We start from the raw sequence: 20608 nt of genomic DNA, 5'->3' as shown, positions 1-20608 counted from the left end.
CCGTTATCGTCGGGTGCATGGGAGATAGCGGGGGGCCTACCGGAACCAACCAGAATCTGTCAGTCGTGCCTGATGACGTGCAGGCGATCGGCCAGTACGTCTACATCATCGCCGACACGATGAAACAGGCCCTCGATTCCGCCGCCCGCGAGGTCGAGACCCTACTCATATCTGATTGGACCGGCGACGCTGCCGACGAATTCGCCACCGGGTGGACCGAAACCCGTGACGGCGGAACACAACTCATGCAAGCCTTGACTTCCCTTGCCGAGAAGCTGGGCATCACCGCGGCCAACTACAAGAACACCGACGCCGGCAACGCGTCCGGTATCTCCAGCCTGGATCTGCCATGAGCTCCCAATTCAGCGTCGACCTCGACCAACTCGACCGGATCGTGTCGCGCCTCAATGGCCTCGCCGGGTTCCTACACGACCACCTCGACGAGCTCGACCACAAGGTCGCTGCCCTGCACAGCGGCAGCTGGGAATCCGCCGCAGCCAGCGCTTACGCCGATGCTCACAGCCAATGGGTCACGGCCGCACGGGAATTCGCCGAAGGCGTCGCCGCCATAAGCGATGCCGCGCAGAAAGCGCATGGCCGCTATACCCGCGCCATCGACGTCAACCGACGCATGCTGCAGTCGGGGCAGGCATGATCGTCGACTGGCAGACATACTACGACGCTGCCAAGAAATGCCACGACCTCGCCGACGATCTCCGCAAGGCCGACAAACCGGTTCACGATGCGGTCAAAGGCGAATGCGTCGGGATGGCCGGCGACGCCCCCGGCTGCCAACAATGGGGTGAGAACTACGACAAAGCTGCCCGGCAGACCATGCAGGCCTGCTCCAGCCTGGCCAACGCCCTCACCAACTACGGCGCCGTGCTGTACGCCATGGGCTACAACTACGGCACCTCCAACAAGAGCAACCCCGCCCCACCGCGACCCGACGTAGGCCAGGTCGGCGAGTACAAGGTCAGCTTCCCGTCCTCGGTGGGCGACAACGGAATCGGCTTCACCGACCACGGCGGCCTCAAAGAGTTCCTGGACAAACTCATCGCCAAAGTCCTCGCCGCCTTCGGCAAACTCCCCAACGGCGACCACACCAAACTCGACAAAGCCCACACCACCTGGAACACCTTCGCCAACCACGACACCATCACCGGCGCCGCCGCCCGCATCACCGCCATCTCGGCCCTGTTCGACGGCATGGACGACCCCACCAATCGGCAACTACTCCAAGACCACTTCACCACCCTGAAAACCAGCGCCGACACCGTCAGCACCGCCGCCCAGAACATGGCCGGACCCGTCGGCGACTACAAGAACGCGACCGTCGCCCTCGGCAACGACAATGCCACAGCGATCAACGCACTGGAACTGTCCATCAGCCTGATCGCCATCACCGCCGGAGTCGCATTCCTGTTCAGCCTCGGCTCCTCCGCCGTCGCCGCAGCCGCCGCCATCGACGCCGACGTTGCCCTCACGATCAACGCGATCCAAACCTCTTACCGCGCCAGCCAAATGGTCCGAATCATCGGCCTCAGCAGCCTCGCCGCCGGCGCAGTCGGCACCATCGACGCCTTCCACACACTCCCCAACATCGACCTCGACAAAGCGATCGCCGGCCTCGCCGCCATAATCGGCATGACATCGACAATCGATGATCCGGACTCGGACGACATCAACGGGCACAACACCGCTGGTGGCGCGTTTACCACGAACTCATACACGTCGAAGGTGAATAAGATTGCCAGCGAGTACGGCGTTTCACCGAAGGAAGTGAAGGATGCCATCCATAAGATCAAAGCACAAGGCGCTTGGCGCGGCGATGGAAACAATCGAAACCCTGACGTAATCGTCGATCTCGATACTGGTGAGGTCCACGTACAGAAACCAGACGGCACCCCTTCCGAAGACAGCATCGGAAATATCCATGATGCACTGGAACACTGACGGGAGGCGAAGGAATGCAGCGAGAAATCATAGAACACGAGGATAGATGGATTATCCTGCCGCTGAGGCAAAGCCGTATCGTCGCTACCGAATGGCACTCGAACCAAGTCGATCTCATTCTCGACACAGGCTTCAAAGTAGTCGTCGGCTATGACGCCGAATTGTCTTTACGAACCAGCAAGGAGAAATCACCCGGCCGTCACGAACTAACCCATTGGTCGAGCGAGGAAGCAGAAAGAATTCTGGAATCCGAAATACTCTCGCCAGTATTCTTCAAATCCGGCGGCGCCAGGATTGCTCTCCGAAATGGATGGCTCTTGCTTCTCGCTGATCGACCGGCGACATCACCAGCGGCAGTTTACTCCCAATCCTCTCTGCTGTGGACTCGCGATGGGCTGTCGAGCCAAACCGAGTATCCGGTGCTCAGAATAGATCCGTGGACGGGACGGTTGGTCACTACACCGGAATGGCCGCCCCGCCCATCCGACCTGGCCATCAACTACGAATCCGACGACATCAACGACTGACCGGTCGGACAAAAGGAATCAAAGGTAAAATCGTTTAACTGCTTGACAAGCTGCAACAAGCCATTGATTGACTCAAAGCACCACACGATACCGATGAACAAGGATCCCGAAGCTGCTCGTCCACCGCGATGATCGAGTAAGGATCGACTAGCAGGTCCCTTGCCAATTGTTCTTTCCATGTAACATACGACCTCCGGTTATCGAAGATCCACGGAACGCGATCCAATAGGTGATAGCTGACAAAATCTTCTGCCGACATCAGTCCAAAGTCTGATCGCGACGTGTCGACACTAGCTGAACTCATCGTTTAACCCCCTAGCCAGCGAGTTCCATCAAACCAGATGTAAATACCATCAAGTCCAAATGAACATACCGAGAAGTATCCCACACAACTAGTGACTTTATCGAATCTTCTAGAATTTTGTCAGATTCCGTTGCCGCTCACTATTTGTTAACGGCAATGACATATCGCCAGCCGCGTTCGTCGCATGAATCATCACCAGCATGATATTGGCGAGACTTCAGGTGAAACGATAGAGAGACTCGTTTTGGCGTCGGATTCCGTAGCGGATTAGCCTCTGCGAAGCAGTAGCGGACAGCAGGCCCTTGCATGTGACTCAATGTGCAATTAAGACTCGCCCCTCGGCGCTATCCGCTTCCTGGGCATTGTGACAACTGTACTGTTGACCAATCGCGACTGAACCACGTGTCGCAGCCGAATAATCCCACCAACATGGCTCCTATGATGCAGGCTCCAGCCTGTCGTGCCCTGGCCGAGGCACAAGCACCGATTCAGCGGTCAGAGCCCCGCGGTCGCGTACTTCGAGGGGCTTCCGGTCGCCGCTCCAAGACACGACTTGCACCGGCTTGCCATTGTCGACGAACAGGTAGTAGCCCTGCTCCGGTCCTTCCCGGTAATCCATTGTGGGGAGATGCTTCCAACACTGACCTGGCGTATTCGCGTTCTTGTTGAGGTCGGCCACTTCGGTGGACACACGCACCTCCACCAACCGCTCCCAGCTATCAGCCCAACCCGCCGCACGGGTTATCTCGATCAGCGTGGCTCCATCCGTACCCCTTGCCACCTCGCGCAGCGCGGCGTCGAAACGCTTGTTCGATCCAAGCGGCTCAGCTTGTGGAGAGCTGAAATCGAATGTGCCAGTGCAGGTTTGATCATCCGGTCGATCAGTGCATGAGGTGCATGCACTCAGCGCCGACACGGCAACGGAGACCAGCAGTACGTACTTCAGTTTGGTCATATAATCATTTCTTCCCCGGCAACGGAATCTCAACTCCGGCAGGCTGGCCGGTATCGCTCTCGCTGACGGTGTTGCTCCAGGTGATTGTCGGCCGACTCCGGAGACCGGTGGCCGGGTCGACGGGGTTGCCGAGGACGATGGCTTGCCCATTGTCGATGTGTTCCTTGACCTTCTGCGCCAACTCTTCGGCAGATGCGCTCGAATTCGCCAGGCCGATCTTTCGCCCTTGTTCGTTGTTGTACAGATCCATAGCCTCGCGATGCGGCGGGTTCCCACCGATCTTTTCATGGCTAGTGGTGTAGGTCTGGGTCCAATCCTCACCGAACTTTTGCGTCATCAACGCATTCCAGTATGTATGTCGGAATGCGTCACCGTGCCCGTCCAGGTATGAGGTCGGATACCGCTTCTTGGCTTCGTCCTCCGCCAGCGAGGTGATATCGAAGAAATCCTTCAGACCAGATAGCCCCTTCTTGGAGTAGAGGTTATCGAGAGCCCTGGACTCCTCCTCGGTCATCAGAGTGGCCTTGAAATCTGGTATCGCCATCCGAATGACGTCGAGCAGTGCGCCATCCGACGGCCAGATCACCGGTTTAGAACTCGATGTTTCGGTTTGGTAATCCATGAGTACCTTTGCGAGGTTCGGATCGGACGGAGTACCAGACACACCTTGCTTTACCGAATCGGCCAACTTCTCGAGTAGCCGTCCAAGGTTCTCCGACCCGGTGAGATCGGCCTCCTGAATCCGGGTCAGCGCCTGACGAATCGCCTGGGTCAGGCGAAACTCCTCCAACTCCTTGTTGGCGACAGCAGTGGCGGGAGACCACCAATGCTCCTTCATCGTCTCCCAATTCGATTGGTGCGAAAGCACTTCGCCGTCTGGTTCACAGAAAAGATCCCAGTCCGAATCCTCGACCTCTCTGAGCCACCCTCGGATCTCTCCGATCTTCCCTTCGATGGTCTCGCAGATGGAGTTGATCGACTTGGCCATCTCCTCGTAGACATCGACGGTCGTGAAGCCATCCTTCTTGTCCTGCTCGCCGCGCTCGCGCACGCTATCGCCTGACTTGCCCTCGAAATATTCGTATGACTGCGCTATCTTGTGGCCCGCGTCAGCCATTTCCGAATCGATCTCACCTGACACGCGCTTCACGATTGATGCCACATCACGGGCCGGGCCAAGATTCCAACCCAGTACCTGAGGAACTGTGAGGGGATGATCCTCGTGAAGTCCGCTCACCGCTCCCCCACCTGACGCAAGCGGGTCGCGTTGGCTTGATCTTGCTGCTCGAAGGCCGTGGCCTGTTGCTCGACTACACCAGCAAGCTCTCGCATGCGGCCGACATGAAAGTCCACTACACGGTCCAGCGCTTCGAGCGTCTCCTGGATGCGGACCCCTGTTGAAGAACCCGGCAGTTTGTCCCGCGCATCATCGCGACTGCCTTTCGCAACCGGCGCCTTACCAGCGATGGTGTCCGAGTGGACCCGCACATCAGCCGCCAGCTTACGCATCCTCACCGGGTCGACCTCGAACACGGATTCACCACACTTTCGATTTCACTTGCCGCGCCTCGCAAGTCGCGTACCACAGACTCACTGACAGGATGCATTCGCGGACCACTGCCGCTACCTTCGCCGCGTCGGCGCATCCTGGCTGAGCTCTGTATAGATACGTTCGGCCTCAGCCTGAGCATTTCCATACGCGATCCGGTGCTGATCCGCGATCAGCCGCTCGAGCCGCCGAGCACCCGCTTCCAGCGCATACGGCTCGATGTACAGAGCCGTGATCGTGCCGCGAGCATCGGCTTCGACATACACGCCACCATCCGCCGATCGCGAGTTCCCGCGCACCTCGGAGACCGCAGCGTTCAATCGTTTGAGGTGCGCTGCCCGACGCTCGATGTACTCGTCCATTTGCTCCCCAACCCCGATCGACACATGGATCGTCTTCGACGTACAGCGAAACTCTATCGGCCACAAGTTCTCAGCGGCAAACCCGTTGGGACTGGGCCTGTGTCGCGTTGTTGGTCTCGGGAGCTGTCCAGCTGGCGAGCCGAACAACTCTTACGAGTGACACGGTTGCCATACGGATCTATCCGGGCCAGCGACTCACACCATTCCGTGTCAGCGGCGGCGCAGCCCCGAAAGCACTAGCGCCGCAAGGGCACCCGCGCCGAAGTAGGCCGCGCCGGTACCCATCGAGAGCCCCGGCGCGCTCATGCGAGGCTTGATCACGGCGGGGTCGGGTGGGGGGATTTCGGCTTCGGGCTCGTTCTCCGATGCTGTTGCGGCCCAGGCGGTTGCGAACAAGAGGATGCGATAGGTGGTGTAGCTGAACACCATCAGGCCGATGATCGATCCGAATACCGCGCCCGCGGGGCTGTGCAGCACCATCTGCAGGTAGAAAGACGCGACGTATTTGAAGAGCTCGAAGACCACCGCGGCCAGCGCTGCCGCTCGTGCGGCACTTCGAAAGGTGACCGGCTCGCGGGGCAGGCGCGCGATCATCCAGACGAACACTGCCCACGAAGCGAGGAAGCCGAGCAGTATCGAAATGAGCACCAGGATCAGCCGCGCACCGGGCAACTCCGACAGGCGGAAAGTGATCAGCAGCCGCGCGCCGAGGGTACTCGACGCCAGGGTGGACAGACCGATCGAGACCACGAAGGCCAAGCCGAGCCCGATCAATGCACCGAGGTCGGAAAGCTTGCTGAGGAACCAATTGCCTTCCGGGGTCTTCTGTTCCCACTGTTCGGTCAGTGCCGCCCGCAGATTCGCCATCCAGCCGAGTCCGGTGTAGACACCGACGAGCAGACCGAGCGTGCCGACCGTGCCGCGCGATCGGACCGCCTGATCGATCAAATCATTGAGCTGGCCGCCGAGTGATCCCGGAATGTTCTCAATGATCTTGTTCCGCAGTTCGGTGAGCATTTCCGGGTCGCCCGACAGCACGGAGCCCGCGATCGCGAAGGCGACCATCAACAGCGGAAACAGCGACAGCACCGTGAAATACGTGATCCCGGCCGCGTAGTAATCACCACGTTGCCGCTGATAATTTCCGCCTGCGCGGATCAGGTGATCCAGCCACGGCCGCGACTGGATCCGCCGTTCGAACGCCGCCTTGATGTTGTCGATCACCTGCATCTGTCACGCCCCTTCAACAGAGACCGCGGTGATGTTCGACAGGCGGTCGATAGCGGTATTCCCCGGCTAGCGAGCCAAAAACCCTACCCGGTCGTAAACCTGCGCCAGAGTGTTGCCGGCGATCTCGCGCGCCCGCTCGGCACCCGCGTCGAGGATGCGGTCGAGTTCACCCTGATCTGATAAATACTCTTCCACCTTCGCCCGCAGCGGGGTGACAAATTCGACCAGCGCGTCGGCGACGTCGGACTTCAGATCGCCGTAACCCTTACCGGCATAGTCGCGTTCCAGCGTGACGATCGGTGTACCACTCAGCGAACTCAGGATCACCAGCAGATTGCTGACACCCGCCTTGTTTTCCGGGTCGTAGCGGATTTCGCGCTCGGTATCGGTGACCGCGGAGCGAATCTTCTTGGCGGTGATCTTCGGATCGTCGAGCAGATTGATCAGACCGGCATCGGTGGAGGCCGACTTGCTCATCTTCGACGTCGGATCCTGCAGGTCGTAGATCTTCGCGGTGCCCTTGACGATATGCGCCTCCGGCACCACGAAGGTCTTCTTGAACCGAGTATTGAAGCGCTGGGCCAGATTTCGGGTCAGCTCCAGATGCTGGCGCTGATCCTCGCCGACCGGCACCTGATGCGCACGGTAGAGCAGGATGTCCGCGGCCATCAGCACCGGATAGGTGAACAGTCCGACGCTGGCGTTCTCCGCGCCCTGTTTGACCGACTTGTCCTTGAACTGGGTCATCCGGCTGGCCTCGCCGAATCCGGTGATGCAGCTGAGCACCCAGGTCAGCTCGGCATGCTCGGGCACCTGGCTCTGCACGAAGAGCGTGGAGCGCTTGGGGTCGATGCCGAGCGCGAGCAACTGCGCGGCCGCCGCCTTGGTGCGCCTGCGCAGTTCCTTCGGATCCTGCGACACGGTGATCGCGTGCATATCCGGGATGAAGTAGAGCGCGTCGTAGTCGTCCTGCATGGTCACCCAGTACTGCAGCGCGCCAAGGTAGTTGCCGAGGTGGAAGGACGCGCTGGTGGGCTGGATCCCGGACAGCACCCGCTGTTTGCGTTCAGCGGCCGGGTTCGTCTGAGCAGGACTGGACATGTCCCGATCTTCGCATGCGGTGCTCGATCGGCGGCGTTCGCGGGTACCTCCGCGGTTACGCTCCGCTACCGCCTCCGGGCCGCGGTCATGCGGAATTTCGCGCCGCCCAGTTGCGTGGGTCGATGCCGGGCATGCTCGGGCGGCCGGTGCTGTGCAGTTCGCGTTCACGCTTGGACAACAGCTTGTAGACCGGCGCGCTCGGACCGGCCAGCGTCCCGCGCAGCACCGGCGGAACCAGCGGCGGGGCGATATGCGCGGTGCGCACGCCCTGGGCGAGCGCACGGAACGCGATTTGCTCGGGCAGCCCCCAGCGCATCCCGTACATCTCGCGGATACGCGGCGGCAGACTGCCCTGCACCAGCAGGTAGAACGCGTCGACGACCTGGCGCATCGGCCCGCGCTGCGGATAGGGCACACGCTGACCGGCCAGATACGAACCGACCAGCCGGGCCTCGTCGGTGAGGAACAGCTCGTCCGAGGCGAGGTAGTCGTCGAAGGATTCGCGGAACAGCGGGTAGCTGCCGGGCGCGGCCTCGCGCGGCATGCCGAACAGCTCGCCCCAGCGGACGTAGTCCTGGTACAGACCCTCGCGTTCGCCGTCGGTCAGCGGGCGGACCAGCAGATCGTGCATCACCTCGGCCGAGTCGAAGGCGAAGGCCATGGTCATGTACATGAGGTGCGGGTCGAGTGCGGAGTAGCCGGTGCCCGCCGGATGGTGTGGGCCCGCGTCCTCGGGCAGCGCGCCGACGACCTTCGCATGCTTCTTGGTGGTGAAGGCGAGCGCGCGATCCGCCTCGTCCTTGCTGCCGAGGAAGACGGCCTCGAAGAGCTTGCCGGTCAACGCGAGTCGCGTGTACGGGGTCATCCGATGCTCGGTGTTCTCGGCGGTTCCGACATACAGCAGCGGATTGACCGCGCCGATCACCAGGGCGCGCTGGCCATAGGTGAGCCCCACCGCGCGCTTGCTCATGACCCGCCGGGCCATCGAATTATCGGCGAAGTAGCCGGGCTGGGACATCGCTGCCTCCTCGTTGAGCGCGTGCCGTCGGGCACCGTGACCCGTCATCCCGCATGCCGGGATACACAGCATCTGATAACAGAATCCACCAGATTTCGAAATCTGGCAATAGCCTCTGCCAGATTGTGTCCGGCCCGGATCCGGCCGCAGCCGGACCGGACCGCGATCCGGTCGGCCGCAACCACACCCGTGCCAGAATCGCGGTATGACTGCATCGCGAAGCGCTTCCGTGCGGGGTGGTGGTCGGGCGAAGGGCGAGCCGACATCGCGTAGCGATTCGACGGAGGGTGGTGGCCGGACGACGAGTAAGTCGGCATCGCCCAGCGACTCGGCGACCAGCAGCGACCGCAGGACGAGTAGGCCGACATCGCCCAGCGACTCCACAGAGGGTGGCGGCCGGACGACGGGCGGGCCGGCAAAACGGACCTACGGCGGCGTCTCCGCCGATGAGCGCCGCGCCCAGCGACGCGCGGCGCTGCTCGATGCCGCACTGGACATCATCGGCACCCAGGGCATCGCCAAGCTCACCGTCTCCGGGCTGTGCGCACAGGCCGGACTCAACGAGCGCTACTACTACGAAAGCTTCGACAGCCGCGACGCGGTGCTCGCCGCGCTCATCGATCGGATCGCGGAGGAACTGGCCGGGGCGATCATCGGTGCGCTGCAGACCGCACCGGCCGACACCCGCGCCAAAGCGCATGCCGCGATCTCGGCGGGCATTCATCTGCTCACCGACGATCCGCGCAAGGCGCACGTCGCGCTGGTCGCGGGCATGGCGACGCCGGAGCTGCGCGCCCGCACGAATCAGACGGTGCGGGTTTTCGCCCGCATCGTCGCCGCCGAGGGCATCGACTTCTACGGCATCACCGACCCGAATCCCGACCCCGCCATCGACTTTCGCGCAACCTACCTGGTCGGCGGCCTGGTCCAAACCCTAACCGCCTGGCTACAGGACGACCTCGCGCTCACCCGCGACGACTTGATCGACCACACCACCGACGTATTCGTCCTCCTCGGCGAGGACCTCGCCCGCCGCCTCACCTGAGCCGAATCGGCATCACACCGCATCGACGGTAGTCGAATGGTTGTTCCCCCGAGAGCCCGACAGCCACCATTCGACCGTCCTCGGCGCTACGGGCTCAGGCGGACGATCTCCGGGTCGGATGGTTCGCCTTGGAGCACGACTCGGAAGGCCAAGCCCTTTGTGGACCAGTAGTCGGCGGCCTCACGCATGGCTTCGGTGAACCACGTGCGTTCTTCCAGTTCGTCGATCAGCAGATCGGCCGAATCGCGGATCACGGCAACGTATCCGGCGGCGGGCCCGACGAAATCATCGAGATCGCGCAGACATTCGTCGAAGGCGTCCTTATTGCCGCCGAAGTAGTACGGGAATTGGAACGCGGCCGCGAATTCGTCGAAAACGCCTGCGGTGGTACGCATTTTGGGCCCACGCAGTTCGCGTACCGCGTAGTCGACGGGTGCGTCGTAGCGCACGCCGCTCAGTGTTGGGGCGTCGACGGGGAGGGCACCCACCACCGGCGACGGCGCCGAAGCCGCCGCGTCGGTGGACCGCCGAGCCTCGGGGCGGGCAAGGAACTGCGATAACGGAACTGTCATCAGCGCATCCTCGTGAAGGTTTCGTAGTGGTCACCGGTGTACCAGGCCGAACCGTCGCTGCCGGTGACGATGCGTTCGGCGTCGCGGGAACGGTTGCGCTCCTTCGGGTTCACATCCCATTCCTGGTAGGTGATGGCTTTGCCCGCCGAATCCTTGGCGGGCAGGGTGCCCGCGCGGTTCATCCAGCGGTCACCGCCCTTCGTGCCGGGCGCGTTCGCCGAATCCGGCCAACGGCCCGCGTCGATCTCGACAAGAGTCGCGTAGGCGCGGTCCGGAACACCGGGGGCTCGAACGGTGGATGTGGTGGTCACATCCGGGCCGCGCGCCGGAACCGCCACGCTTGCGCTGCGAGTTGTGGAAGTGACAGAGGCCGCGGTCGGTTTGCTGTCCCCGCCGCCGCGCGAGGCGAGCAGTGCGATCACCAAGGCCAGTAGGGCCACACCGAGCGCGGCGAAGGCGCGAACCCGCTTCGAGGAAATATTCATGCGATCCCGATCTCCAGCACTGCCATGTCGCGAATCATCTTTGTCGCGCGAACTTTATCGGTACTGCACCGTGACCGGCGCGTGGTCGGACCAACGCTCGGCGTAGGTGGCGGCGCGTTCGACCACGGCCTGCTTCGCCCGGCCGGCCACCTCGCCGCGGGCCAGGTGATAGTCGATGCGCCAGCCTGCGTCGTTGTCGTAGGCGCGGCCGCGGTAGGACCACCAGCTGTACGGGCCCGCGACACCTGGATGCAGATTGCGCACCACGTCCACGTATCCGGCGGCGAGCATGCCGTCGATCCAGGCCCGCTCCTGCGGCAGGAACCCGGAGTTCTTCAGGTTGCCCTTCCAGTTCTTGATATCGAGTTCGGTATGCGCGACATTCCAGTCGCCGCAGATCACGAAATCGCTGGTCTGCGCGCGCATATGGCTGCCGATCTCGTCGAGGAAGCGGTACTTCTCATCCTGCATCGGCGTATCCGCCTCGCCGGTGTGCACATACACGCTGGCCACGGTCAATTCATCGAATTCGGCCTCGACATAGCGCCCGGTACCGGCGAATTCGGCACTGGAATGCCAAGTTCCGTCGTGCCAGCGTCCTAGCCCGATGCGCACGGCCCGGGGTTCGCGACGGGACAGAATGCCGACCCCGGCCCGCCCCTTCGCTCCCGGCTCCGCATGCGTCAGATACCAGCCCGCGTCCAGTGCGGGCGCGAGCGCGGCGCGGGTCTGCTCATCGGTTGCCCGAGTCTCCTGCAGGCAGATGATGTCGGCTTCGGTGACCGCCAGCCACTCGAGCATCCCCTTGCCCGTCTTGCCCGTCGCCGCACGGACCCCGTTCACATTGATCGACGAGATGATATAAGGCACCTGACGACCGTACAATGCTGGTCAGACGAACTCCCCCGGGACATCGAAGTCCAGGAAGGGGTGAATGACGATGAAGTCAGGCACCACCAACTCCCCCGCCCCGATCAAAGCGCTGCATATCGGATCCGGTGATCCGGTCCTGCTGCTGCACGGGTTCATGCTTTCGCCGCACTGTTGGGAACAGGTTGCGCTGCGACTTTCCGCGCATTGCGAGGTGTTCGCCCCCGCCTTCGCGGGCCATTGGGGTGGCGAACCGATCGACGGCTGGTCCACCGATGTCCATGCCCTCGCCGACCGGATCGAGGAGCAACTCGACGAACTCGGCTGGCGCACCTGCCATATCGCGGGCAATTCGCTCGGTGCCTGGGTCGGCTTCGAATTGGCCCGACGCGGCCGGGCCCGCACCTTGACCGCGATCGCGCCCGCGGGCGGTTGGCAGTCGCCGTCGCTCATCCAGTTCCGTGTCGGCGCGAAATTCCTGTCATTGGTGCCGATCGTCGAGGTGGGTAAGCGGCTCGGCGGATTCGCGATCAACAATCCGATCGCGCAACGCTTCGCCCTCCTGCTGCTGAGCAAGAACGCCGCCGCGGTCGCGCGCCGCGATATCGCCGCCGTGATCACCGCCGCATTGCACTGCGATGCCATGATCCCGTTGATCCTGGGCACCGTGCGCGCTCCCGCGCTGGAAGACCTGTCCAACCTCCCGACCCCGGTGCGCCTGCTGATGGCCGAATACGACCGGATCATCCCCAACCGTTTGTATGCCCGCCGCTTCCTGCAGGAACTGCCCGACTCCGCCGACCGCATCCTCGTCAACGGCGTCGGGCACGTTCCCATGCTCGAAGCTCCGGACCGCATCGCGACCCTGATAGCCGAACACATCTACGCCAGCCGCACACACTTGCGCGCGGTCTGAACTTCGCGCTACTGGGTGAGCAGGCCCTTGGCTATATGGGTGACCTGGATTTCGTTGCTGCCCGCATAGATCATCAGGGACTTCGCGTCACGGGCGAGTTGTTCCACCCGGTACTCGGTCATGTAACCGTTGCCGCCGAAGAGCTGGACCGCGTCCATGGCTACCTCGGTGGCGGCCTCGGAGGCGTAGAGCTTCATGGCGGAGGCCTCGGCGAGGGTCGGCGGCTTACCCGCCTTGCCGCGCTCGAGGGTGTTGAAGACCATGTTCTGCACATTGATCCGGGCGATTTCCATCTTGGCCAGTTTGAGCTGCACCAACTGAAAGCGGCCGATCTCCTGGCCCCACAGCTTGCGGCTCTTGGCATAGTCCAGGCACAGCCGGTGACATTCGTTGATGATGCCCAGCGCCATGAAACCGACACCGATGCGTTCGGCGGTGAAACTGGAGCGGGCACTGTCCCTGCCGTCGCCGCCCTTGTGCTCCTCGGCCTCGCCGAGCAGCCGGTCGCGACCCAAGCGCACATTGTCGAAGAACAATTCACCGGTCGGCGAGGCGTGCAGGCCCATCTTCTTGAACGGCTTGCCCTGGGTGAGGCCGTCCATGCCCTTGTCGAGCACGAAGGTCAGCACCTTGCGCTCGCGCTTGTCGCCGCCGTCGCCCTCGTCGAGCTTCGCGTAGACGATCATCACATCGGCGAACGGACCATTCGTGATGAAGGTCTTCTGACCGTTGAGGATGTAGTCCTCGCCGTCGCGCTTGACGTAGGTCTTCATGCCGCCGAATGCGTCCGAACCCGAATCGGGCTCGGTAATCGCCCATGACGCAACCTTTTTCATCGTGACGATATCGGGAAGCCACCGCTCCTTCTGCGCGAGCGTGCCGCGCGCGAGGATGGTCGTCGCGCCGAGACCGATGCTGACGCCCATCGCGGTAACCAGCCCCATGCAGACGCCGGACAACTCCCCGATCAGCACCGCCATCAACGATTCTTGACCGGCGAATGGGCTACCGCCGGAAGACTTTTCGGACTTTTCGGGCAGCGGCTCGCCCGCCGCCAGCGCCTCCGCCTTCTTGCGCTCCTTGGCGAGCAGCCGCTGGACGGCTTCACCACCCATCGCATCTATCCCGAAGTCGCTGAACAACTTCCGGATGATCGGGTAGGGGGTCAGCTCACCACTCTCCAGCGCGTCGAGGTGCGGGCGAACCTCCTTGTCGATGAAGGTGCGCACCGCCTCGCGGATCATCTCGTCGGTTTCGGACCATTCGAACATCGTCGTTCTCCTAACGTTCCCGCGAAATCAAGGCAGCCGAGCGGCGATATCGTCGATCAGCCAGGGGCCGTCGGCCTCGATCGTCTTCACGTCATGCCAGCCTGCCAGCTCGGAGATGGCGCCGCCCTGGACCGCGAAAACCTTGCCGGTGATCGGGCACTTTTCCGATGCCAGGTAGGCGACCAGCGGAGAGATATTGGCCGGGCTGAATGCGTCGAAATCGCCGTCCTCGATCGCCGCGGCCTCGGCGGCCATCATCTCGCCCATACCGGGCGTGGCCAGCGTGAGCCGGGTCCGCGCGATCGGCGCGATGGCATTGACCCGGACGCCGTAGCGCGCGAGCTCATCGGCCGCGACCAGGGTCAGTGCGGCGATTGCGGCCTTGGCCGCACCGTAGTTGGCCTGACCAGCATTCGGGATGGTCGTTCCGGAGGCGGACGCGGTATTGATCACCGCGGCATTCGGCTGGTTGCCCGCCTTGCTCTGCGCCTTCCAGTAGGCGGCCGCGTGATGCAGTACCGCGGCGTGGCCCTTGAGATGTACGGCGATCACCGCATCCCACTGCGCCTCGTCCATACCCGCGATGAAGGCGTCCCGCAGGATACCCGCGTTGTTGACCACGATATCGAGGCCACCGAATTCCGAAAGGGCCTGGGCGACAACGCTACCCGCACCATCCCAGGTGGCGATGTTATCGGTGTTGGCCACCGCCTTACCGCCCCCGGCGATGATCTCGTTCACGACCTCCTGGGCCGGACCGACATCGGAACCCTCACCGGCATTGCTGCCGCCGAGGTCGTTCACGACGACAGCCGCGCCTTCGCGGGCGAACAGCAGCGCGTGCTCACGCCCGATGCCCCGACCCGCGCCGGTGATGACGGCGACCCGTCCTTCCAATGCACCCATCTCCATGGCTCCTCAGTTCGGTAGTTGGTCGGCGACTTCGGCGAGACCGTCGCTCAGGACGACGTCGTCGCCGCGGACGGTCTCGAAGGCGTATGTGGTGACACCGTTTTCGGAGCCCACCCGCCAGATCCGGGTCTCCAGGTCGTCACCGGGGAAGACCATCTTGGCGAAGCGCACCGCGAAGCGCTTCAGCCGGTGGACATCCGAGCCCGCGACCTCGGTGAGAACAGCCCACGATGCGAAGGCCATGGTGCACAGACCGTGCGCGATGATGCCGGGCAGACCCGCATCCTTGGCGACCTGCTCGTCCAGATGCAGCGGCACCGGATCACCGGAAGCGGGCGAATAGCGGTAGGTCTGGTCGAGATCGACATGCTGCGGCACCACCGCGACCGGATCCTGCGCTCGCAGGTTCTCGTCGAATTTGTGTGCAGGAGCGGTGACACCGACCGTCTTGCCCGCATCGATATTGCGGAAGAAAGCGGTCAGATACTGCTCGTTCACCAATTCCCCTGCCTCGGTGCGGCATTCGATGAGGATGGTGATGGTGCTGCCGTTCGAACGGCTGGCATAGCCGATCGCCTTGGCCCGCGAGACCAGCCGGTCCCCCGGCAGGATCGCGCGGTGGAAGTGGAAATCCTGCTCCCCGTGGACGACTCGGCCGAAGATATCCATCGGCGCGACATCGATCACCGGCATCATCATCGCCTCGAACACGGGGACGATACCGAAGATCGGCGAGGCCACCTTGCCCGCCAGATGCGCCTCGATCGGATCGTTGGTTGCGGCGGCATATTCGGCTATCCGCTCCTGGGCGACTTCGAAATATTCGTCATCACACCAGGTTTCGAGTCCGCTGTCGGCGAATTCCACCGGCCGCGCCGCAGCGGCCTCCGCTGTCATCGCCGCCCCTTATCCGGCCGAGGCCAGCGCGTCGAGCTGCTCGAGCGACCGGTCCAGCTGCGTGCGACCGTCCTTCTCGACCGCCTTGCCGAGTGCACCCTTGATCAGTGCGCCCTCGAAGTCACCCGAGACCAGGATGGTGCTGCCGCCATCGCCCTTGGGCTGGATATCGAAGGTGAATTCGGTCTTCACCCCGGCCATTCCGGTGCCGCCGAGGGTGAGCTTGCTCGGCTGCTCGACCGCGACAACGGTCCATTCCAGTTTGTTCGCCATGCCGAGCATGACTATCTTCGCGACCAGCTTGGCCCCCTCGGCCAGGGTGGCGGGCGGCTCCTCCATGAAGCGCTCATGGATGGTGAACCACTTGTCCCAGGTCTGCGGGTCGGAGACGACCGCCCAGAGCGCGTCGGGGGTGGCGTTGACGTCCTTGGTGGCTTCGATATGACCCATGCGTTACTCCTCGTCGAGTGAATGTGGTTGCTGCATTACGGCTTTCGCCGAGCAGGATCAGCGGTCCGCCCGCTGGTAGGCCGTGACGACCGCAGCGCCGCCGAGGCCGATATTGTGCTGCAGCGCGGCGGTGACGTTGTCGACCTGGCGTTTGTCCGCGGTACCGCGCAGCTGCCAGGTGAGTTCGGAGCATTGCGCCAAACCCGTTGCGCCCAAAGGGTGTCCCTTGGAGATCAACCCGCCGGAGGGGTTCACGACCCACTTGCCGCCATAGGTGGTCTGGTTGTCGTCGATGAGCTTTCCGGCCTCGCCCTCGCCGCAGAGCCCGAGGGCCTCATAGAGCAGCAGTTCGTTGGCGGAGAAGCAGTCGTGCAGTTCGATGACCTGGAAGTCCTCCGGACCCAGGCCCGCCTGCCGGTAGACCTGCTGTGCGGCTTGAACATTCATGTCGTAGCCGATGAGGTTCTTGGCGGTGTTGTCGAAGGTGGAGGCGAAGTCGGTGGTCATCGCCTGGCCGACGATCTCCACCGCCTGCGCGGCGAGGTCGTGCGAATTCACGAATTCCTCGCCGGCCAGCACTACCGCGCCCGAACCGTCCGAGGTCGGCGAACACTGCAGCTTGGTGAGCGGGTCGTAGATCATCCGCGAAGCCAGGATGTCATCGAGCGAATACGCGTCCTGGAACTGCGAATACGGGTTGTTCACCGAATGCTTGTGGTTCTTGTAGCCGATCTTCGCGAAATGCTCCGCAGTGGTGCCGTATTGCTTCATATGCTCGCGACCGGCCGCGCCGAACATCCACGGCGCCACCGGGAAAAGCACCTCGGAGATCTCCGCGAGGGCCATGACGTGCTTGGCCATCGGCTGTTCGCGATCGTCCCAGGTGGAACCGAGCGAGCCCGGCTGCATCTTCTCGAAGCCCAATGCCAGCGTGCAATCGGCCAGACCGCCCCGAATGGCCTGTGCCGCAAGGAAAAGCGCGGTGGATCCGGTCGAGCAGTTGTTATTGACATTGACCACCGGAATGCCGGTCATACCCAGTTCGTAGACCGCGCGCTGTCCGGAGGTGGATTCGCCGTAGACATAACCGACGTAGGCCTGCTCGACTTCGCGATAGTCGATCCCAGCATCGGCCAGGGCCTTGGTACCCGATTCCCGCGCCATATCCGGGTAGTCCCAAGCGCTGCCGTCCTCGTTCTTACGGCGGCCCGGCTTCTCGAACTTCGTCATGCCGACGCCCACGACGTAGACCTTGTTCGCCATCGAACTCCTCACGTAGTACCTGCCCCGGTGTGACCGTGCGCCCAAGTCGGCAGCCCGCAGTGGCCGACCCCAACCGGACCGAACAGAAACAAACATACAGAGCTGTATGTAAGGCTGCAAGAGTTCGAGGCGATCTCGCCCGCGAAACAAGAGAACTACCAGCTCATGAGCAACAATCACCAACATGCCGGGTGCGGTGAATATTGCGCCATCGACCAAAGGATGACGGCGAGTTCTTCGGGCGTGCACCGTGAACGTGAACTTCCACGCCAGCTTCGGCATCGCGTGAATCATCACCGCCGCAACGGATATCGCGGTCAAGTATCTGCTGAGGATCTCGCCGAAGCGTCCGACGTCTCGGCGCGCGCCGCACCGAGACGTCGGCAGGCAGCCGGATCGAAAAGCTCGGTGGCCGTCAGCTATTCAGCGGGACGCAGCAGCGGTCGCGCGACCAGCGCGGCGGTCGCGATCTCCCGCAGATGCACCGATGCCCGCCGCCAACGCCGGTGCGCCCGTTCGGAATCCGGATCGATGAAGTTGGAGACCAGGATTCCGCGCAGCGCATCCATCGCGGTGTAGACGAAATCGCGGGCTTCCTTGCGCCGCATCTCATCCGGGACGAAGCGGGCAACCGCCATCAGCACCGCGTTGTTGACGAACGGCTCGACCTTCTCCATGGCCGAGGCGAGTACCGGATCGGTCCGGCCCGCCACCCACAACTCGGCGGTGGCGATGAACAGCGGCCCCTGATGCAGCTCCCAGAGAAAGTCCAAAGCCGCTCCGACCGGATCGCCGCCGCCCTGGACCCTGGACATCTCCCGCATAGCGGTCTCCGCGCGCAGCTGCGCCAGATGGCTGATCGCCGCGACCACCAGATCGGTCTTGGACCCGAAGTGGTGCACCTGGGCCCCGCGAGTGACCCCGGCCCGCTCGGCGACTCGCGGCGTCGTCGTCCCCGCATACCCGTATTCGACCAGGCAGTCGATGGTGGCATCGAGCAGCCGCGTGCGCATCTCACTGCTGCGCTGCTCCTGCGTGCGGCGCTGCTGCTTGGGCGCTTCGGACCTGGTCATTCCGGCGATTCTACACTTACATACAGATCTGTATGTCAGCGTCGGTGTTTCACTCTCCGAAAGCTCGCTACCGCTTCGAACGACGGCACTTCACAGCGCGTCCCTGCACCGCCCGTGGCCGACCGAGCAGAATGAGCACGTTTCGTCGCCCCGGCATTCGCTACGTGCCGATCAGCGATTCGCACTGGCGAGACGACGGCGGAACCCAGCAGATTCGCCCCAGCCGGCGCAAGCGTCGTTCGCGAGTTGGGCCGCTGGAGCAGCACTCAGGCGTGGCGAAGGCCCGCCACAACGATGCGACGGGCCGGCGGGATCAGACTCGGCCGACGTAGGCGAGCAACCGACGGTGCGCGGGGGCGTCGGCGGGCACCGCGACCTCGGGGCCGAACATCCCTGGTACGCGGAAGTTTTCGAAGCCCATGTCACGCATTATCGCCAGCATCTCCGCGCACAACTGCTCGTCGACCAGGCCCTCCTGTCCGGTGGCGACCGCCAGATCGACACCGTGCACGACGAGTTCGGTCAGGTGGATCACCGCCGCCATCGGCCCGGGCACCTCGCCGAAGCCGAGACGCACCGTCTGCTCGAGCGCGTCGGGGCGATGCCAGGCCGCGCGGTCGAGCACGGCAGCCTCGGCGTAAGCGCCCTGCGGGTCGGTGTCGAGCCAGTCGTCGTGGTGGTCGCGAACGGGGGTCAGGCCCTGCAGTTGGGCGGCAAAAATATTCATGCCGCCCACCAGGTGATTGAGCAGTTCGCGCAGATCCCATTCCTGGCACGGCGTCGGTGCGCTCATCTGTTCCGCGGCAATGCCTTTGACGATGCCGCCGGTCATATCAATGGCGCGGTCGATGCGGTTGATCATGTTGATCTCCTGAAAGTCTCGAGCAGTTTGGGGAAGGTCCCGCCCGGTCGAAGGTGTCGTCGAGCCAGTCGTAGCTGCGAGGGAATGCGAAACGCTGTGCGCCGCACCCGCCACCCGATCGGCCGTGGCCGGCCACTCGTCGTACCAGCTGCCGTAATCGCCGGGGACGATCCGCTCGACGGTGACCGCGACCTCACCGAAATCGGCTCCGCCATAAGCGATGTGGCCGAAGGTGCGCAGGGCCTCGTACCGGAACGAGGAGTTGTCGGGAAAGAGGATCGGTTCCATTGCCAGCTCCTAAACGCAGTTCGTATCGGCGTTAAGAGCACAATAACGGATGGCCGTACACAAACGCAAATCTCCACTGCATTAAGGTGTGGACATGGATGAACGAGTCCGTGCCCGCCGTCCCGGAGGTCGCAGCGCTCGAGTGCGCGCGGCGGTACACCAGGCGGTCACCGAACTGGTCGCCGAACGCGGCTACGGCAACTTCACCGTCGCCGAGGTCGCGACGCGCGCGGGCGTCGCCGATACCAGCATCTACCGGCGCTGGGGCAATCTCGAGGCGCTGGCCATGGAGGTGACCGTCGATCGGCTCGGCACCGAGTCGGCGATTCCGAATACCGGTTCGCTCGAGAGCGATCTGCGTGCCTATGCCGCCAAGGCGGCGCGCGATGTCAGCGGGCCCGACGGCTTGGCGCTGCTGCGCACGATCCTCGCGCTGCTCGACACCGGCGCGGCGGGCGAACAGACGCGCGATCGATTCCTCACCGAACGGGCGGACCAGGTCCAGGCCATGCTGGATCGAGCAACCGCCCGCGGCGAACAGGCACCCGATGTGCTCGAGGTGGTCGACATCATCCTGGCCCCGCTCTACACCCGCACCCTGTTCGGCACCGGCCCGCTCACCGACGATTATGTCGATACGCTGGTCGACCGGCTTTTGCGTACGGCAGCGGCGGCCGATAAACGAAAGTGATCGAAAGCCAG

The 20608-nt window shown here is 63.3% G+C and carries 24 protein-coding genes; 7 read left to right on the top strand and 17 right to left on the bottom strand.

Going from position 1 to position 20608, the window contains the following annotated elements; all coding sequences use genetic code 11:
• Window positions 1–17 precede the first annotated feature (17 nt).
• Genes ACIBW7_RS32145 through ACIBW7_RS32130 form a run of 4 tightly spaced genes read left to right on the top strand, consistent with a single transcriptional unit; the run spans window position 18 to window position 2483 of the window.
• Window positions 18–353 (top strand): WXG100 family type VII secretion target, encoded by a 336-nt coding sequence (locus ACIBW7_RS32145; protein WP_397052923.1) that lies wholly within the window; start codon window positions 18–20, stop codon window positions 351–353.
• Window positions 350–655 carry a WXG100 family type VII secretion target gene (locus tag ACIBW7_RS32140; protein ID WP_327095606.1) on the top strand — a complete coding sequence of 102 codons (306 nt, stop codon included), beginning with the start codon at window positions 350–352 and terminating at the stop codon, window positions 653–655. The genes ACIBW7_RS32145 and ACIBW7_RS32140 overlap by 4 nt, the downstream gene beginning before the upstream one ends.
• Window positions 652–1956, top strand: coding sequence for a hypothetical protein (locus ACIBW7_RS32135; RefSeq protein ID WP_397052920.1), 1305 nt, complete (start codon window positions 652–654; stop codon window positions 1954–1956). The genes ACIBW7_RS32140 and ACIBW7_RS32135 overlap by 4 nt, the downstream gene beginning before the upstream one ends.
• A gap of 14 nt (window positions 1957–1970) precedes the next feature.
• Entirely contained in the window at window positions 1971–2483 is a 513-nt protein-coding gene (locus ACIBW7_RS32130) for a hypothetical protein (RefSeq protein ID WP_397052918.1), read from the top strand.
• A gap of 740 nt (window positions 2484–3223) precedes the next feature.
• Here ACIBW7_RS32130 and ACIBW7_RS32125 read toward each other — a convergent pair.
• The 7 genes from ACIBW7_RS32125 to ACIBW7_RS32095 all read right to left on the bottom strand — a co-directional run bounded on the left by ACIBW7_RS32125 (window position 3224) and on the right by ACIBW7_RS32095 (window position 9002).
• Complete coding sequence (locus ACIBW7_RS32125) at window positions 3224–3742, bottom strand: hypothetical protein (RefSeq protein ID WP_397052916.1); 519 nt, start codon at window positions 3740–3742, stop codon at window positions 3224–3226.
• 4 nt (window positions 3743–3746) lie between these two features.
• The gene (locus tag ACIBW7_RS32120; RefSeq protein ID WP_397052914.1) at window positions 3747–4979 is read right to left on the bottom strand and encodes a DUF6973 domain-containing protein; all 1233 of its coding nucleotides are present in this window, start codon (window positions 4977–4979) and stop codon (window positions 3747–3749) included.
• Window positions 4976–5275: a hypothetical protein gene (locus tag ACIBW7_RS32115; RefSeq protein WP_397052912.1), complete on the bottom strand. Its 300-nt coding sequence runs from the start codon at window positions 5273–5275 to the stop codon at window positions 4976–4978. Before ACIBW7_RS32115 ends, ACIBW7_RS32120 begins: the two co-directional genes overlap by 4 nt.
• 90 nt (window positions 5276–5365) lie before the next feature.
• Window positions 5366–5653 carry a YbaB/EbfC family nucleoid-associated protein gene (locus ACIBW7_RS32110; protein ID WP_397052910.1) on the bottom strand — a complete coding sequence of 96 codons (288 nt, stop codon included), beginning with the start codon at window positions 5651–5653 and terminating at the stop codon, window positions 5366–5368.
• 210 nt (window positions 5654–5863) lie between these two features.
• A complete protein-coding gene (yhjD, locus tag ACIBW7_RS32105; protein ID WP_397052908.1) occupies window positions 5864–6883 on the bottom strand; it encodes an inner membrane protein YhjD in 1020 nt (339 codons plus the stop codon).
• A gap of 66 nt (window positions 6884–6949) precedes the next feature.
• Window positions 6950–7984 carry a tryptophan--tRNA ligase gene (trpS, locus tag ACIBW7_RS32100; RefSeq protein ID WP_397052906.1) on the bottom strand — a complete coding sequence of 345 codons (1035 nt, stop codon included), beginning with the start codon at window positions 7982–7984 and terminating at the stop codon, window positions 6950–6952.
• Between the two features lie 85 nt (window positions 7985–8069).
• Window positions 8070–9002 carry an oxygenase MpaB family protein gene (locus ACIBW7_RS32095; protein ID WP_397052904.1) on the bottom strand — a complete coding sequence of 311 codons (933 nt, stop codon included), beginning with the start codon at window positions 9000–9002 and terminating at the stop codon, window positions 8070–8072.
• A gap of 205 nt (window positions 9003–9207) precedes the next feature.
• Here ACIBW7_RS32095 and ACIBW7_RS32090 point away from each other — a divergent pair, with 205 nt between their 5' ends.
• Window positions 9208–10047, top strand: a complete 840-nt coding sequence (locus ACIBW7_RS32090) for a TetR/AcrR family transcriptional regulator (protein WP_397052902.1) — start codon at window positions 9208–9210, stop codon at window positions 10045–10047.
• Window positions 10048–10133: 86 nt separating this feature from the next.
• On the opposite strand, the gene ACIBW7_RS32085 is transcribed toward ACIBW7_RS32090, so the two are convergent.
• From ACIBW7_RS32085 to ACIBW7_RS32075, 3 genes are read right to left on the bottom strand one after another with little or no spacing between them, the layout of a single operon-like run.
• Entirely contained in the window at window positions 10134–10619 is a 486-nt protein-coding gene (locus ACIBW7_RS32085; protein WP_397052900.1) for a barstar family protein, read from the bottom strand.
• A complete protein-coding gene (locus tag ACIBW7_RS32080; protein WP_397052898.1) occupies window positions 10619–11104 on the bottom strand; it encodes a ribonuclease domain-containing protein in 486 nt (161 codons plus the stop codon). The genes ACIBW7_RS32085 and ACIBW7_RS32080 overlap by 1 nt, the downstream gene beginning before the upstream one ends.
• A gap of 54 nt (window positions 11105–11158) precedes the next feature.
• Window positions 11159–11974 (bottom strand): exodeoxyribonuclease III, encoded by an 816-nt coding sequence (locus ACIBW7_RS32075; protein WP_397052896.1) that lies wholly within the window; start codon window positions 11972–11974, stop codon window positions 11159–11161.
• 64 nt (window positions 11975–12038) lie between these two features.
• Between ACIBW7_RS32075 and ACIBW7_RS32070 the strand changes: the two genes are divergently transcribed.
• Complete coding sequence (locus ACIBW7_RS32070) at window positions 12039–12890, top strand: alpha/beta fold hydrolase (protein WP_397052894.1); 852 nt, start codon at window positions 12039–12041, stop codon at window positions 12888–12890.
• Window positions 12891–12898: 8 nt separating this feature from the next.
• Here the strand turns inward: ACIBW7_RS32070 and ACIBW7_RS32065 are convergent, their stop codons facing one another.
• From ACIBW7_RS32065 to ACIBW7_RS32035, 7 genes are all read right to left on the bottom strand, one after another.
• Window positions 12899–14161 (bottom strand): acyl-CoA dehydrogenase family protein, encoded by a 1263-nt coding sequence (locus ACIBW7_RS32065; RefSeq protein ID WP_397052892.1) that lies wholly within the window; start codon window positions 14159–14161, stop codon window positions 12899–12901.
• A gap of 27 nt (window positions 14162–14188) precedes the next feature.
• The gene (locus ACIBW7_RS32060) at window positions 14189–15067 is read right to left on the bottom strand and encodes an SDR family oxidoreductase (RefSeq protein WP_397052890.1); all 879 of its coding nucleotides are present in this window, start codon (window positions 15065–15067) and stop codon (window positions 14189–14191) included.
• Between the two features lie 12 nt (window positions 15068–15079).
• The gene (locus ACIBW7_RS32055; protein WP_397052888.1) at window positions 15080–15970 is read right to left on the bottom strand and encodes a MaoC/PaaZ C-terminal domain-containing protein; all 891 of its coding nucleotides are present in this window, start codon (window positions 15968–15970) and stop codon (window positions 15080–15082) included.
• A gap of 9 nt (window positions 15971–15979) precedes the next feature.
• Window positions 15980–16420 carry an SRPBCC family protein gene (locus ACIBW7_RS32050; protein WP_397052886.1) on the bottom strand — a complete coding sequence of 147 codons (441 nt, stop codon included), beginning with the start codon at window positions 16418–16420 and terminating at the stop codon, window positions 15980–15982.
• A 57-nt stretch (window positions 16421–16477) separates the two neighbouring features.
• Window positions 16478–17683 carry a lipid-transfer protein gene (locus ACIBW7_RS32045; protein ID WP_397052884.1) on the bottom strand — a complete coding sequence of 402 codons (1206 nt, stop codon included), beginning with the start codon at window positions 17681–17683 and terminating at the stop codon, window positions 16478–16480.
• A gap of 419 nt (window positions 17684–18102) precedes the next feature.
• A complete protein-coding gene (locus ACIBW7_RS32040) occupies window positions 18103–18756 on the bottom strand; it encodes a TetR/AcrR family transcriptional regulator (RefSeq protein WP_397052882.1) in 654 nt (217 codons plus the stop codon).
• A 313-nt stretch (window positions 18757–19069) separates the two neighbouring features.
• Window positions 19070–19906, bottom strand: coding sequence for a TIGR03086 family metal-binding protein (locus ACIBW7_RS32035; RefSeq protein WP_397052880.1), 837 nt, complete (start codon window positions 19904–19906; stop codon window positions 19070–19072).
• Window positions 19907–20000: 94 nt separating this feature from the next.
• On the opposite strand from ACIBW7_RS32035, the gene ACIBW7_RS32030 reads away from it, so the two are divergent.
• Window positions 20001–20597, top strand: coding sequence for a TetR/AcrR family transcriptional regulator (locus tag ACIBW7_RS32030; protein ID WP_397052878.1), 597 nt, complete (start codon window positions 20001–20003; stop codon window positions 20595–20597).
• The last annotated feature ends 11 nt before the right edge of the window (window positions 20598–20608 follow it).

Source organism: Nocardia sp. NPDC049526 (genome assembly GCF_044465765.1).
Lineage (GTDB): Bacteria > Actinomycetota > Actinomycetes > Mycobacteriales > Mycobacteriaceae > Nocardia.
The sequence above is the reverse complement of the archived record's forward strand: the minus strand, read 5'-3'. Positions and strand labels throughout refer to the sequence as shown.

What these genes read in the sequence shown, in the direction of transcription:
- ACIBW7_RS32145 (WP_397052923.1), top strand. Translation starts at nt 18, where the DNA reads ATGGGAGATAGCGGGGGGCCTACCGGAACCAACCAGAATCTGTCAGTC.
- ACIBW7_RS32140 (WP_327095606.1), top strand. Translation starts at nt 350, where the DNA reads ATGAGCTCCCAATTCAGCGTCGACCTCGACCAACTCGACCGGATCGTG.
- ACIBW7_RS32135 (WP_397052920.1), top strand. Translation starts at nt 652, where the DNA reads ATGATCGTCGACTGGCAGACATACTACGACGCTGCCAAGAAATGCCAC.
- ACIBW7_RS32130 (WP_397052918.1), top strand. Translation starts at nt 1,971, where the DNA reads ATGCAGCGAGAAATCATAGAACACGAGGATAGATGGATTATCCTGCCG.
- ACIBW7_RS32125 (WP_397052916.1), bottom strand. Translation starts at nt 3,742, where the DNA reads ATGACCAAACTGAAGTACGTACTGCTGGTCTCCGTTGCCGTGTCGGCG.
- ACIBW7_RS32110 (WP_397052910.1), bottom strand. Translation starts at nt 5,653, where the DNA reads ATGGACGAGTACATCGAGCGTCGGGCAGCGCACCTCAAACGATTGAAC.
- yhjD (WP_397052908.1), bottom strand. Translation starts at nt 6,883, where the DNA reads ATGCAGGTGATCGACAACATCAAGGCGGCGTTCGAACGGCGGATCCAG.
- trpS (WP_397052906.1), bottom strand. Translation starts at nt 7,984, where the DNA reads ATGTCCAGTCCTGCTCAGACGAACCCGGCCGCTGAACGCAAACAGCGG.
- ACIBW7_RS32095 (WP_397052904.1), bottom strand. Translation starts at nt 9,002, where the DNA reads ATGTCCCAGCCCGGCTACTTCGCCGATAATTCGATGGCCCGGCGGGTC.
- ACIBW7_RS32090 (WP_397052902.1), top strand. Translation starts at nt 9,208, where the DNA reads ATGACTGCATCGCGAAGCGCTTCCGTGCGGGGTGGTGGTCGGGCGAAG.
- ACIBW7_RS32085 (WP_397052900.1), bottom strand. Translation starts at nt 10,619, where the DNA reads ATGACAGTTCCGTTATCGCAGTTCCTTGCCCGCCCCGAGGCTCGGCGG.
- ACIBW7_RS32080 (WP_397052898.1), bottom strand. Translation starts at nt 11,104, where the DNA reads ATGAATATTTCCTCGAAGCGGGTTCGCGCCTTCGCCGCGCTCGGTGTG.
- ACIBW7_RS32070 (WP_397052894.1), top strand. Translation starts at nt 12,039, where the DNA reads ATGACGATGAAGTCAGGCACCACCAACTCCCCCGCCCCGATCAAAGCG.
- ACIBW7_RS32065 (WP_397052892.1), bottom strand. Translation starts at nt 14,161, where the DNA reads ATGTTCGAATGGTCCGAAACCGACGAGATGATCCGCGAGGCGGTGCGC.
- ACIBW7_RS32060 (WP_397052890.1), bottom strand. Translation starts at nt 15,067, where the DNA reads ATGGGTGCATTGGAAGGACGGGTCGCCGTCATCACCGGCGCGGGTCGG.
- ACIBW7_RS32055 (WP_397052888.1), bottom strand. Translation starts at nt 15,970, where the DNA reads ATGACAGCGGAGGCCGCTGCGGCGCGGCCGGTGGAATTCGCCGACAGC.
- ACIBW7_RS32050 (WP_397052886.1), bottom strand. Translation starts at nt 16,420, where the DNA reads ATGGGTCATATCGAAGCCACCAAGGACGTCAACGCCACCCCCGACGCG.
- ACIBW7_RS32045 (WP_397052884.1), bottom strand. Translation starts at nt 17,683, where the DNA reads ATGGCGAACAAGGTCTACGTCGTGGGCGTCGGCATGACGAAGTTCGAG.
- ACIBW7_RS32040 (WP_397052882.1), bottom strand. Translation starts at nt 18,756, where the DNA reads ATGACCAGGTCCGAAGCGCCCAAGCAGCAGCGCCGCACGCAGGAGCAG.
- ACIBW7_RS32035 (WP_397052880.1), bottom strand. Translation starts at nt 19,906, where the DNA reads ATGGAACCGATCCTCTTTCCCGACAACTCCTCGTTCCGGTACGAGGCC.
- ACIBW7_RS32030 (WP_397052878.1), top strand. Translation starts at nt 20,001, where the DNA reads ATGGATGAACGAGTCCGTGCCCGCCGTCCCGGAGGTCGCAGCGCTCGA.